Source organism: Azonexus sp. IMCC34839 (genome assembly GCF_047047955.1).
Lineage (GTDB): Bacteria > Pseudomonadota > Gammaproteobacteria > Burkholderiales > Rhodocyclaceae > Azonexus.
In genome coordinates, this window is the sequence record NZ_CP150631.1 from 3,268,870 (window position 1) to 3,280,572 (window position 11,703).

The window sequence follows — 11,703 nt, forward strand, 5'->3', positions numbered from 1 at the left end:
GGAGCAAAGAACATGATGAAGGGTGGTTTGGCTGGCCTGATGAAGCAGGCCCAGATGATGCAGGAAAACATGAAGAAGGCGCAGGACCAGTTGGCTCAGGTCGAGGTCGAAGGCCAGTCGGGCGCCGGTATGGTCAAGGTCGTGATGACTTGTGCCCATGAAGTTCGTCGCGTCAGCATCGATCAGTCGGTCATGGACGACAAGGAAATGCTGGAAGACCTGGTCGCGGCGGCAGTCAACGATGCAATGCGTCGTGGCGAGGAGCTGTCCAAGGAAAAGATGTCCGGCTTCACAGCCGGTTTGAACCTGCCTCCTGGGTTCAAGCTGCCGTTCTAAGTGAATCCGAGCGGGCTCGAAGCCCTGATTCAGGCGCTGCGTTGCTTGCCCGGGGTCGGGCCAAAGTCGGCGCAGCGCATGGCGTATCACCTGCTGCAAAGGGATCGGCCTGGCGCCAAGCGGCTCGGTGACGCGATCCTGCATGCACTCGAGCATGTGCGTCACTGCCAGCGCTGCAATACCTTCAGCGAAACCGATATCTGTGAGCGCTGCGCTTCGCCGCGGCGCGATCCGAGTCTGTTGTGCGTGGTCGAAACGCCCGTCGATCTGAACATGATGGAGCAGACCCTGGCTTTCCCGGGGTTGTACTACGTGCTGATGGGGCGTATTTCCCCCCTGGATGGTGTCGGACCGAAAGAACTGGGGCTCGATCGTCTTCTGGCCAGGGCCTTGGACGGTGAGGTCAAGGAGGTCATTCTGGCGACCAATTACACCAATGAAGGCGAAGCGACGGCTCATTACATCACGGCAATGCTGAAACCGAAGGGCATTACCGTCACGCGTATCGCACGTGGAGTTCCGGTTGGAGGTGAACTCGAATACGTGGATCCAGGAACCTTGGCGCAGGCATTGCGCGAGAGAAAGAGCTGTTCATCGTGACAGCGGCTTTTTTCGAAGGTTCCGATGTCGTATAATTTAGTGTTTGTTTTTAATCCCATCCAATTCCTTTAGGGGTCAGCGTTATGAGCAATCAAGGAAAAGTGGACTGCGGGCGGCGGCGTTTGGTCGTTGCGACTGCAGCCGTGGGCGGGGCTGGTGCGGTTGGCGCACTTGTTCCGTTCGTCTCCAGTTTGCTTCCGTCCGAACGCGCCAAAGCGGCAGGCGCACCGGTCGAAGTCGATATCAGCAAACTCGAGCCGGGTCAGATGATGACCGTCGAGTGGCGCGGCAAGCCGGTGTGGATCATCAACCGCACCAAGGACATGCTGGACACGCTGCCCAAGTTGGCCGATGCAGTGGCCGATCCGAAGTCGGAAAAGAATCAGCAGCCGGCTTACGCTCAAAACGATACCCGCTCCATCAAGCCGGAAGTTCTGGTCGTGGTCGGTATCTGTACCCACCTCGGCTGCTCGCCGTCCTCCAAGTTCAAGAAGGGCGCCGAAGAAGGTATGGGCGCCGATTGGCTGGGCGGCTTCCTGTGCCCTTGCCATGGTTCCACGTTCGACTTTGCCGGTCGCGTGTTCAAGGCCAAGCCGGCACCGACCAATCTCGAAGTTCCGCCGCACGTGTATCTCGCCGATACACGCATTCTGATCGGCGAAGACAAGAAGGGGGCTTAACATGGCTGGTGGCACTTACGAAAAGTACAAGTCCGACGGCTCGATCGGCGGCAATCTCCTGGAGTGGTTCGACGCCCGTTTCCCGGCGACGTCGATGTGGAAGGGACATTTGTCCGAGTACTATGCTCCGAAGAACTTCAACTTCTGGTATTTCTTCGGTTCGCTGGCCCTGCTGGTTCTGGTCATTCAGATCGTCACCGGCATTTTCCTGGTCATGCACTACAAACCGGATGCAGCGATCAACGCCAATGGCGTGCCGGTCGCCTTCGCTTCCGTCGAGTACATCATGCGCGACGTGCCGGGTGGCTGGATCATCCGTTACATGCACTCGACCGGTGCTTCGGCCTTCTTCATCGTGGTTTACCTGCATATGTTCCGTGGCCTGCTCTACGGTTCCTATCGCAAGCCGCGTGAACTGACCTGGTTGTTCGGCGTCGGCATCTTCCTGGTGCTGATGGGCGAGGCCTTCTTCGGTTATCTGCTCCCGTGGGGCCAGATGTCCTTCTGGGGGGCTCAGGTGATCGTTAACCTGTTCTCCGCCATCCCGATCATCGGACCGGATCTCTCCATCGTCATCCGCGGCGACTTCGTCGTGGGCGATGCGACCCTGAACCGCTTCTTCTCCTTCCACGTCATCGCTTTCCCGCTCGTTCTGCTGGGTCTGGTTGCCGCGCACGTTCTGGCGCTGCACGAAACCGGCTCGAACAACCCGGACGGTATCGAAATCAAGGCGAACAAGGACGAAAACGGTATTCCGCGCGACGGCATCCCGTTCCATCCGTACTACACGGTCAAGGACATCGTCGGTGTCGTGGTCTTCCTGATGGTCTTCTCCGCGGTGCTCTTCTTCGCACCGGAAGGCGGCGGCTACTTCCTGGAAACCCCGAACTTCTACCCGGCTGACCCGCTGAAGACCCCGCCGCACATTGCGCCGGTGTGGTACTTCACGCCGTTCTACTCGATCCTGCGTGCGGTCACCTATCCGCTGTTCGGTCTTGATGCCAAGTTCTGGGGCGTCGTTGCCATGGGCGCTTCGGTGGTGATCTTCGCCTTCCTGCCCTGGCTGGATCGCAGCCCGGTCAAGTCGATCCGCTATCGCGGCCCGATCTACAAGACCCTGCTGACCATCTTCGTCGTCTGCTTCATCGTCCTTGGCTATCTGGGTACCCTGTCCCCGTCGCCGATGGGTGAACTGGTTTCGCAGATTTGTTCGGTGTTCTATTTCGGTTTCTTCCTTGGCATGCCGTGGTGGTCCCGGATGGACAAGTTCAGCCCGGTTCCCGACCGCGTGACGTTCAAGTGAGAGGATGCCTAAAATGAAAAAATTCCTTATCGCATTGCTCTTCGCGCCGATGCTGGCTTTTGCCAGCGGCGGCAACGTCCACCTCGACAAGTGGCCGGGTTCGGTCAGTGACAAGGCGGCACTGCAAAACGGTGCCAAGCTGTTCGTCAATTACTGCCTGAACTGCCACGGTGCTTCCTACATGCGCTACAAGAACCTGCTCGACCTCGGTCTGTCCGAGCAGCAGGTCAAGGACAACCTGATGTTCACCTCCGACAAGATCGGTGGCCTGATGGCTGTCGCGGCGCGTGCCGACGAGCAGAAACTGTGGTTCGGCGCGACCCCGCCGGATCTGACCATCATCGCCCGTGCCCGTGGCGATGCCGGTGCGCCGAAGGCTGGCGCCGACTGGCTCTACACCTACCTGCGTTCCTTCTACCGTGACGAAAAGCGTCCGACCGGCTGGAACAACGTGGTGTTCGAGAACGTTGGCATGCCGCATATCCTGTACGGTCTGCAAGGCCAGCAAGTGCTGAATCACGAAACGCATAAGCTGGAACTGGCCGTGCCGGGCACCATGGCTCCGGCCGAATTCGACAAGGCGGTTTCCGACCTCGTCGGCTTCATGGTCTGGATGGGCGAGCCGCAGCAAGAGTTCCGTCAGACTCTGGGCTTCCTGGTACTGGCCTTCCTGGCAGTCCTCTTCGTCGTGGCCTACGCCCTGAAGAAGGAATACTGGAAAGACATTCACTGATCCTTTAAGGATCGGCTAACGGCATCGCGGGTTCGGCTTCGGCCAACCCCCGATGCCGAATCTCATTTTGAGGGTGACCATCTATGATGAATCTTTACTCGGGTACCACCTGTCCCTTCAGCCATCGCTGCCGTATTGTCCTGTTCGAAAAGGGCATGGATTTTCAGGTGATCGATGTCGATATGTTCAACAAGCCGGAAGAAATGGCCGCGATCAACCCGCACAACCGCGTGCCGGTACTGGTCGAGCGCGATCTGGTCCTGTTCGAACCGAACATCATCAACGAATACATCGACGAGCGCTTTCCGCATCCGCAACTGATGCCGGCTGATCCGATCATGCGCGCCCGTGCCCGCCAGTTGCTGGTTGGCATGGAACGCGAAATCTTCTCGCACATGGAAGTGATCGAGAAGAACGCCAAGGCGGCCGACAAGGCCCGCCAGGAAATCAAGGCCCGCCTGACCGAAATCGTCCCGATCTTCAGCAAGCAGAAGTTCATGCTGGGCGACGAGTTCTCCATGCTCGACGTGGCCATTGCCCCGTTGCTGTGGCGTCTTGACCACTACGGCATCGATCTCGGCAAGGCTGCCGCACCGCTGATGAAGTACGCCGAGCGTATCTTCAGCCGCCAGGGCTTCATCGACGCGCTGACGCCGTCCGAAAAGGCGATGCGCAAGTAAGGATGGAACTGCCTTCCACCAAGCCCTACCTGCTGCGTGCCATCTGGGAATGGTGCTGCGATAACGGTTATACGCCCTATATCGCAGTCCAGGTCGATGGTCGCACGCAGGTGCCGCGCGAATTCGTGCGCGATGGGCAGATCGTGCTCAACGTCGGTCCCGACGCGACCAACAAGCTGCAGATGGGCAACGAACTGATCGAGTTCCAGGCCCGTTTCGGCGGTATCGCCCGTGAGCTGTCGGTGCCGATTGAGCAGGTCTCCGCCATCTATGCCCGTGAAAACGGTGCCGGCATGGCCTTCGAGGTCGGTTCGGAAGGCGTTTTTGCCGAAGGTGATCTGCCCGAGGCCGTGCCCGAAGAATCGGCTGGCGACGAACCGCCGGAGCCGCCCCGCCCAGAAGGAGGGCGTCCGAAGCTGCAGCGCATCAAATAAGTTCGGCTGCTGCGGTGCACGCACCAAAAAAGGGAAATTCCCAAGTGGAATTTCCCTTTTGTTTTTCTAAGTTCATGATTTTTAAGCGTGGCATGTGTGTTGCTAAAAGGGTGCGCGGAAGGAAAATCATGAAAACCGAAATCAAATCCACCTGTTGCTACTGCGGCGTCGGCTGCGGCGTGTTGATCGAAACCGAGGACGGCAAGATCACCGGCCTGCGCGGCGACCCCGAGCATCCGGCCAATCGCGGTCGTTTGTGCACTAAGGGCGCCAGCCTGAACCAGACGGCCGATGACACCTATCGCCTGAAGCAGCCCGAAGTCCGCGCCAAGCGCGGCGAGAAGGGCGAGACGGTCAGTTGGGACAAGGCGCTCGATCAGGTCGTCGAGCGTTTCGCCGACATCATCGAGCAGCATGGCCCGGATGCCGTGGCTTTCTACATCTCCGGCCAGCTGATGACCGAGGACTACTACGTCTTCAACAAGCTGGCCAAAGGGCTGATCGGCACCAACAACGTCGATACCAATTCCCGCCTGTGCATGTCGTCAGCCGTCGCCGGCTACAAGCAGACGCTCGGTGCCGATGCGCCGCCGTGCAGTTACGAGGACATCCTGCAGGCCAAGATGATCTTCATCGCCGGCGCCAACCCGGCCGTGGCTCACCCCATCGTCTTCCGTTACATCGAGGATGCCAAGGCGGCCAATCCTGACCTGAAAATCGTCGTGGCCGATCCGCGCCGCTCGGAAACGGCGGAAATCGCTGATCTGCACCTGCCGCTGCAACCGGGCAGCGATATCGCGCTGTTCAACGGCATGCTGCACGTGTTGATCGCCGACGGGCTGGTCGACCGCGATTACATCAATGCCCACACTACCGGCTTCGACGCCCTCTACGCCATCGTCCGCGGCTACACGCCGGAAGTGACCAGTGCGCTGACCGGGCTGTCTCCCGACGCCATCGTCCAGGCTGCCCGCTGGTTCGGCCAGAGTCCCGCCTCGCTGTCGCTCTACTGCCAGGGCCTCAACCAGTCGGCGCACGGCACGCACAATAACGCCGGCATCATCCACCTGCATCTGGCCACCGGCCAGATCGGCAAGGTCGGCACCGGCCCGTTCTCGCTGACCGGTCAGCCCAATGCCATGGGCGGGCGCGAAGTCGGCGGCCTGTCCAACCTGCTGTCCGCCCACCGCGATCTGGCCAATCCGGAACATCGCGCCGAGGTCGCCAAGCTGTGGGGCATTCCGTCGGTGCCGGAAAAACCTGGGAAGTCTGCGGTGGACCTGTTCGAAGCCCTGAAAACCGGCGAGATCAAGGCCGTGTGGATCGCCTGCACCAACCCAGCCCAGTCGTTGCCCAACCAGGCCAGCGTGCGCGCCGGTCTGGCCAAGGCCGAATACGTCGTGCTGCAGGAAGCCTACGCCAACACCGACACCGCCGACTACGCCGACCTCCTGCTGCCGGCCAGCGGCTGGGGCGAGAAGCACGGCACGGTGACCAATTCCGAGCGCCGCATCACGCGCGTGCAGCCGGCCGTGCAGCCGCCGGGCGCAGCCCGTCACGACTGGGATATCGTCGTCGATTTTGCCCGCCGTCTGGGCAAGCGCCTGGGCAATGCGGCGACCGACACGCTCTTCCCGTACGACGGCCTCGAAGCCATTTTCAACGAGCACCGCGAATCGACGCGCGGCCGTGATCTCGATATCACCGGCCTGAGCTACGCCTTGCTGGAAAAGGCCGGTCCGCAGCAATGGCCCTTCCCGGAAGGCGCCGCCAGCGGCAAGGTCCGCCTGTACGAAGACGGCAAGTTCCCGACCGCCGACGGCAAGGCGCGCTTCGTGCCGATCGAGCATCGCCCGACGGCCGATACGCCGGAACCGGCATTGCCGATCAGTCTGCTCTCCGGGCGTATGCGTGACCATTGGCACGGCATGAGCCGGACCGGCACGGTACCCCGTCTGTTCAATCTCGAAGACGAACCGCTGCTCGCCATGCACCCGTGCGACATGCGCCATCGTGGGCTGGAAAGCGGTGATCTGGCCAGGGTCACCAACGGTCGCGGCGAAATGATCGTGCGCGTCGAAGACCGTGCCGGCCTGGTCAAGGGACGCGCCTGGATGCCGATGCACTGGGGCAACCAGTTCATGAACACGCCGGGCGTAAATGCGCTGGCTTGCGACGCGACCGACCCGTATTCCAAGCAGCCGGAACTCAAGCACGCCGCGGTGCAGATCGCCCGCATGGACCTGCCTTACCCGATCGCCGTCATCCGCCGTTGCGTCGGGCAAAGCGAAGCGCTCGCCTTGCTCGAACGGGCGCGCGACCTGCTGGAGGATTTCCCCTACGCCAATGTCGGCCTCTATGGCCGGAAAACGCCGCTGGTTGTCTTCCGCGCCGCGACGCCGCAAGCCATTCCTACCGCCACCATCGAAGCACTCGACGAGTTGTTCGGACTCGATAGCGAGGAGGGTGCCATCGTCTATGCCGACGCTACGCGCAACATCACCAAGAAGGCCATCGTGCGTGAAGGGCGTCTGTTCGGCGTACGCCTGGCCGGCGAAGTGCTGGCCCAGACCTGGCTGAAGCAGGCCATGGCCGAAGATGAGCTGGATGCCTCGCTGGTCCGCTTCGCTTTGGCGCCGACGGCCAAGCCGCCGGTCACCATGGCGCCGCGCAATATCGTCTGCAAGTGCGCCGACGTCAGCGATACGCAGATCGCGGCCGAATTGGCGCAGGGCGCCGATCTGCCCAAGCTGCAGGACAAGCTCAAGTGCGGGACCTTTTGCGGTTCCTGCGTTCCGGAGATCAAGCGCATGGTGGCAGAATACGGCACCAAACACGCGGCGGCCGCCTGAGCTGACCGCGAGGAGACAAAATGAGCTACGGACAATACATCAAGGAAATCGGTCGCGGCCCGCAAGGGGCGCGTGACTTGCCGCTGGAAGACGCGCGCCAGCTCTACGCGGCGATGCTCGATGGCGGCGTGCCCGACCTCGAAATGGGCGCCATCATCCTTGGCCTGCGCGTCAAGGGTGAGTCGCTCGACGAAATGCTCGGCTTCCTCGAAGCCATCGACGAGCGCGTGCATCGCCTCGACATGCCGCACGGCCGCGTTCGCCCGGTGGTGCTGCCCACCTACAACGGCGCCCGCAAGGAGGCCAACCTGACGCCGCTGTTGGCTTTGCTGCTGCAACGCTTCGGTATCCCGGTCGTGGTCCACGGCCTGCTCGAAGGCTTTGGCCGCGTGACCTCCGGACTGATTTTCCGCGAACTCGGTATCATGCCGGCCACCTCGTCGACCCAGGCGCAAGCCCAGCTCGACGAGAAGGGCCTGGCCTTCGTGCCACTGACCGCGCTCTGCCCCGGCGTGCATCAACTGCTCTCGCTGCGCAGCCGCATGGGCGTGCGCAACAGCGCGCACAGCCTGGTCAAGATGCTCAACCCCTTCGCCGGCCAGCCAGTGCTGGTCTCGCCGGCAACGCATCCGGACTTCCTCGACCTGATGCGCGACATCCTCGTCGCCCGCGGCGAAAACGGCCTCTTGCTGCGCGGTACCGAAGGCGAGCCCTTCGCCAACCCGAAGCGCCGCCCGCGCCTGGAGTACATCCACGACGGCGTGGTGGACGTCTTGTTCGAAGCCGAGCACGAAAGCCTGCGCGCCCTGCCCAACCTGCCGGAAGCTTCCGATGCGGCGAGCACGGCGCGCTGGATCAAGCGCGTGCTCGACAAGCAGCTGCCGCTGCCCAAGCCGCTGGCCAACCAGCTGGCCTGCTGCCTCTACGCCAGCGGTTATGCGGAGGATTTCAATCAGGCCAAGGCCATCGTCGCCGTCGAACTGACCGGTATGGCCACCGGCGGCAACTGAAATGGCTGCACCGCTCTGGCGAGCGGTGCACGCATCTGGTGCATCGCTGCTGCGGTGAACTGGCCAAAAAGGCCAAAAATCAATGAATTAAGTTGTTGGCACACGGATTGCATTGAGTGATCCAGATGCAGCGAATCAACCGCCAACGGGGGCGGTTAGATGGCAACGACGTCATGCGCTGAAAACGAATTTTGCACCGGCTGGTGCGCGCAACGTTGGAGTCAATCATGAGCAAACCCCGTCTCGTCCTTATCGGTAATGGCATGGCCGGTGTCCGCACCGTCGAAGAGTTGTTGAAGATCAAGCCCGATCACTACGACATCACCATCTTCGGCGCCGAACCCCACCCGAACTACAACCGCATCCTGCTCTCGCCGGTGCTGGCCGGCGAAATGCAGGTCAAGGACATCATCCTCAACGAGCTCGACTGGTACGCCGAGAACAACATCAAGCTGCACACCGGCAAGCAGATCAAGACCATCGACCGCGTCAAGCGCAAGGTGATCGCCGAGGACGGCACCGAGGAAGAATACGACCGCCTGCTCATCGCCACCGGCTCGACGCCCTTCATGCTGCCGATTCCGGGCAACGACCTGCCGGGCGTCATTGGCTACCGCGACATCAAGGACACCGACGAGATGATCGATGCGGCGACCAAGCACAAGCACGCGGTCGTCATCGGCGGTGGCCTGCTCGGCCTCGAAGCCGCCAACGGCCTCAAGCTGCGCGGCATGGACGTCACCGTCGTGCATATTGGCCCGTGGCTGCTCGAACGCCAGCTCGACGAAGTCGCCGGCAAGATGCTGCAGAAGTCGCTCGAAGACAAGGGCCTCAAGTTCCTGCTGCAAAAGCACACCGAGGCCCTGATCCAAGGCGAATCCGGCCGCGTCGCCGCCATCCGCTTCAAGGACGGCATGCAGATTCCGGCCGACCTCGTCGTCATGGCCGCCGGCATCCGCCCGAACTACGCGCTGGCAGAGAAGTCCGGCATCTACTGCAACCGCGGCATCGTGGTGAACGACACCATGCAGACCTACGATCCGAAGGTCTACGCCGTCGGCGAATGCGTCAGCCACCGCGGCATCGCCTACGGCCTGGTCGCCCCGCTCTTCGAGCAGGCCAAGGTTGCCGCCAACCACCTGGCCGGCTACGGCATCGGCCGCTACACCGGCTCGGTCACCTCGACCAAGCTCAAGGTCACCGGCATCGACCTCTTCTCGGCCGGCGAATTCATGGGCGGCGAAGGCTACGAGGAAATCGTCCTGAACGACCCGTACGGCGGCGTTTACAAGAAGCTGGTGATCAAGGACAACAAGCTGGTCGGGGGCGTCATGTACGGCGACACGGCCGACGGCCCGTGGTACTTCCAGCTGCTAAAGGACGGTCGTGACATCCACGACATGCGCGACTCGCTGATCTTCGGCCAGAACCTGGTCGGCGACGTCGGCCACGCCGGCAACAGCAAGGCCGCCGAAATGGCCGATAGCGCCGAAGTCTGCGGCTGCAATGGTGTGACCAAGGGCACCATCGTCAAGGCGATCAAGGAGAAGGGCCTGTTCACCCTCGACGAGGTCAAGAAGCACACCAAGGCCGCGTCCTCCTGCGGTTCCTGTGCCGGCCTGGTCGAGCAGATCCTCGCTTCCACCATCGGCGGCGCTTACACACCGGCCGCGCTCGACACCAAGCCGATCTGTGGCTGTACCGAGCATTCGCACAAGACCGTGCGCGAAGCCATCTTCGGCCAACATCTGACCAGCAAGGAAGCCGTCTTCAAGGCGCTGGAGTGGAAGAACCCGAACGGCTGCGAAAAGTGCCGCCCGGCCATCAACTATTACCTGATCTCCTCCTGGCCGCACGAAGCCAAGGACGATCCGCAATCGCGCTTCATCAACGAGCGCGCCCACGCCAACATCCAGAAGGACGGCACCTACTCCGTCGTGCCGCGCATGTGGGGCGGCCTGACCACGCCGGCCGAACTGCGCGCCATTGCCGATGCGGCCGAGAAGTACAACGTGCCGACCGTCAAGGTGACCGGCGGCCAGCGCATCGACCTGCTCGGCGTCAAGAAGGAAGACCTGCCGCGCATGTGGGCCGACCTCAACGCCGCCGGCATGGTCTCTGGCCACGCCTACGGCAAGTCGATCCGCACCGTGAAAACCTGCGTCGGCGCCGAACACTGCCGCTTCGGCACCCAGCTGGCCATGGACATGGGCGTCAAGCTGGAAAAGATGCTGTTCGACATGTACGCCCCGCACAAGGTCAAGCTCGCCGTCTCCGGTTGCCCGCGCAACTGCGCCGAAGCCGGCATCAAGGATGTGGGCGTGATCGGTGTCGATTCCGGCTACGAGCTGTACATCGGCGGCAATGGCGGTATCAAGACCGAAGTCGCCCAATTCCTGTGCAAGGTCAAGACCGACGAAGAAGTCATGGAATACTCCGGCGCCTTCCTGCAGCTCTACCGCGAAGAAGGCTGGTACCTGGAGCGCACCTGCCACTACATGGAGCGCGTCGGCCTCGACTACATCAAGAGCAAGATTCTCGAAGACGAAGAAGGGCGCAAGGCCTACTACCAGCGCCTGCTCGACGCGCTGAAGGACGCCAAGGACCCGTGGGCGACCTCGCGCGAAGAACAGCCGATCAAGCAATTCATCCCGATCAAGCTCGAAGCCTGATTTCAACGATTACGAGAGAACAACCATGAGCAACTGGAAACTGATCTGCAAGCTGGACGACATCCCGCAACTCGGCTCGCGCGTCGTCGAGCGCGCCAGCGGCGGCGACATCGCCATCTTCCGCACCTCCGACGACGAAGTCTTCGCCCTGCACGACAAGTGCCCGCACAAGAACGGCCCGCTGTCGCAAGGCATCGTGCACGGCAAGAAAGTCACCTGCCCGCTGCATGGCTGGAACATCGGCCTCGAAGACGGCCACGCGGTGGCGCCCGATGTCGGTTCGTGCAGCAAGTTCGAAGTGAAGGTCGAGGGCGGGGAAGTCTTCCTGGCCGTGTGAGCTTGTCCTGAAAAGGCCTCTATTGGGCTGCCGTAGTCACTGCTGCGGTGCACAGGCCAAAAAGGG

At 61.8% G+C, this 11,703-nt stretch carries 11 protein-coding genes; all 11 read left to right on the forward strand.

The features are described from left to right. The first annotated feature begins 12 nt into the window (after positions 1–12). The 11 genes from WIF35_RS16040 to nirD all read left to right on the forward strand — a co-directional run bounded on the left by WIF35_RS16040 (position 13) and on the right by nirD (position 11,637). Positions 13–336 carry a YbaB/EbfC family nucleoid-associated protein gene (locus tag WIF35_RS16040; protein WP_412479221.1) on the forward strand — a complete coding sequence of 108 codons (324 nt, stop codon included), beginning with the start codon at positions 13–15 and terminating at the stop codon, positions 334–336. Continuing rightward, the gene (recR, locus tag WIF35_RS16045) at positions 337–936 is read left to right on the forward strand and encodes a recombination mediator RecR (protein ID WP_412479222.1); all 600 of its coding nucleotides are present in this window, start codon (positions 337–339) and stop codon (positions 934–936) included. 83 nt (positions 937–1,019) lie between these two features. After that, on the forward strand, positions 1,020–1,616 hold the full coding sequence (gene petA, locus WIF35_RS16050; RefSeq protein WP_412479223.1) for a ubiquinol-cytochrome c reductase iron-sulfur subunit: 597 nt from the start codon (positions 1,020–1,022) through the stop codon (positions 1,614–1,616). A 1-nt stretch (position 1,617) separates the two neighbouring features. Continuing rightward, positions 1,618–2,919: a cytochrome b gene (locus WIF35_RS16055; protein ID WP_412479224.1), complete on the forward strand. Its 1,302-nt coding sequence runs from the start codon at positions 1,618–1,620 to the stop codon at positions 2,917–2,919. Positions 2,920–2,932: 13 nt separating this feature from the next. After that, positions 2,933–3,652: a cytochrome c1 gene (locus WIF35_RS16060; RefSeq protein WP_412479225.1), complete on the forward strand. Its 720-nt coding sequence runs from the start codon at positions 2,933–2,935 to the stop codon at positions 3,650–3,652. Positions 3,653–3,735: 83 nt separating this feature from the next. Beyond that, positions 3,736–4,332: a glutathione S-transferase N-terminal domain-containing protein gene (locus WIF35_RS16065; RefSeq protein WP_412479226.1), complete on the forward strand. Its 597-nt coding sequence runs from the start codon at positions 3,736–3,738 to the stop codon at positions 4,330–4,332. Positions 4,333–4,334: 2 nt separating this feature from the next. Further along, positions 4,335–4,766 (forward strand): ClpXP protease specificity-enhancing factor, encoded by a 432-nt coding sequence (locus WIF35_RS16070; protein WP_412479227.1) that lies wholly within the window; start codon positions 4,335–4,337, stop codon positions 4,764–4,766. A 128-nt stretch (positions 4,767–4,894) separates the two neighbouring features. Then, the gene (locus tag WIF35_RS16075; protein WP_412479228.1) at positions 4,895–7,618 is read left to right on the forward strand and encodes a molybdopterin-dependent oxidoreductase; all 2,724 of its coding nucleotides are present in this window, start codon (positions 4,895–4,897) and stop codon (positions 7,616–7,618) included. A gap of 20 nt (positions 7,619–7,638) precedes the next feature. Continuing rightward, positions 7,639–8,628, forward strand: a complete 990-nt coding sequence (ybiB, locus tag WIF35_RS16080) for a DNA-binding protein YbiB (RefSeq protein ID WP_412479229.1) — start codon at positions 7,639–7,641, stop codon at positions 8,626–8,628. A gap of 227 nt (positions 8,629–8,855) precedes the next feature. Continuing rightward, entirely contained in the window at positions 8,856–11,300 is a 2,445-nt protein-coding gene (gene nirB, locus WIF35_RS16085) for a nitrite reductase large subunit NirB (RefSeq protein ID WP_412479230.1), read from the forward strand. A gap of 25 nt (positions 11,301–11,325) precedes the next feature. Then, complete coding sequence (gene nirD / locus WIF35_RS16090; RefSeq protein WP_412479231.1) at positions 11,326–11,637, forward strand: nitrite reductase small subunit NirD; 312 nt, start codon at positions 11,326–11,328, stop codon at positions 11,635–11,637. Positions 11,638–11,703: the final 66 nt, after the last annotated feature.

What these genes read in the sequence shown, in the direction of transcription:
- ybiB (WP_412479229.1), top strand. Translation starts at nt 7,639, where the DNA reads ATGAGCTACGGACAATACATCAAGGAAATCGGTCGCGGCCCGCAAGGG.
- WIF35_RS16070 (WP_412479227.1), top strand. Translation starts at nt 4,335, where the DNA reads ATGGAACTGCCTTCCACCAAGCCCTACCTGCTGCGTGCCATCTGGGAA.
- WIF35_RS16040 (WP_412479221.1), top strand. Translation starts at nt 13, where the DNA reads ATGATGAAGGGTGGTTTGGCTGGCCTGATGAAGCAGGCCCAGATGATG.
- petA (WP_412479223.1), top strand. Translation starts at nt 1,020, where the DNA reads ATGAGCAATCAAGGAAAAGTGGACTGCGGGCGGCGGCGTTTGGTCGTT.
- nirB (WP_412479230.1), top strand. Translation starts at nt 8,856, where the DNA reads ATGAGCAAACCCCGTCTCGTCCTTATCGGTAATGGCATGGCCGGTGTC.
- nirD (WP_412479231.1), top strand. Translation starts at nt 11,326, where the DNA reads ATGAGCAACTGGAAACTGATCTGCAAGCTGGACGACATCCCGCAACTC.
- WIF35_RS16065 (WP_412479226.1), top strand. Translation starts at nt 3,736, where the DNA reads ATGATGAATCTTTACTCGGGTACCACCTGTCCCTTCAGCCATCGCTGC.
- WIF35_RS16075 (WP_412479228.1), top strand. Translation starts at nt 4,895, where the DNA reads ATGAAAACCGAAATCAAATCCACCTGTTGCTACTGCGGCGTCGGCTGC.
- WIF35_RS16060 (WP_412479225.1), top strand. Translation starts at nt 2,933, where the DNA reads ATGAAAAAATTCCTTATCGCATTGCTCTTCGCGCCGATGCTGGCTTTT.
- WIF35_RS16055 (WP_412479224.1), top strand. Translation starts at nt 1,618, where the DNA reads ATGGCTGGTGGCACTTACGAAAAGTACAAGTCCGACGGCTCGATCGGC.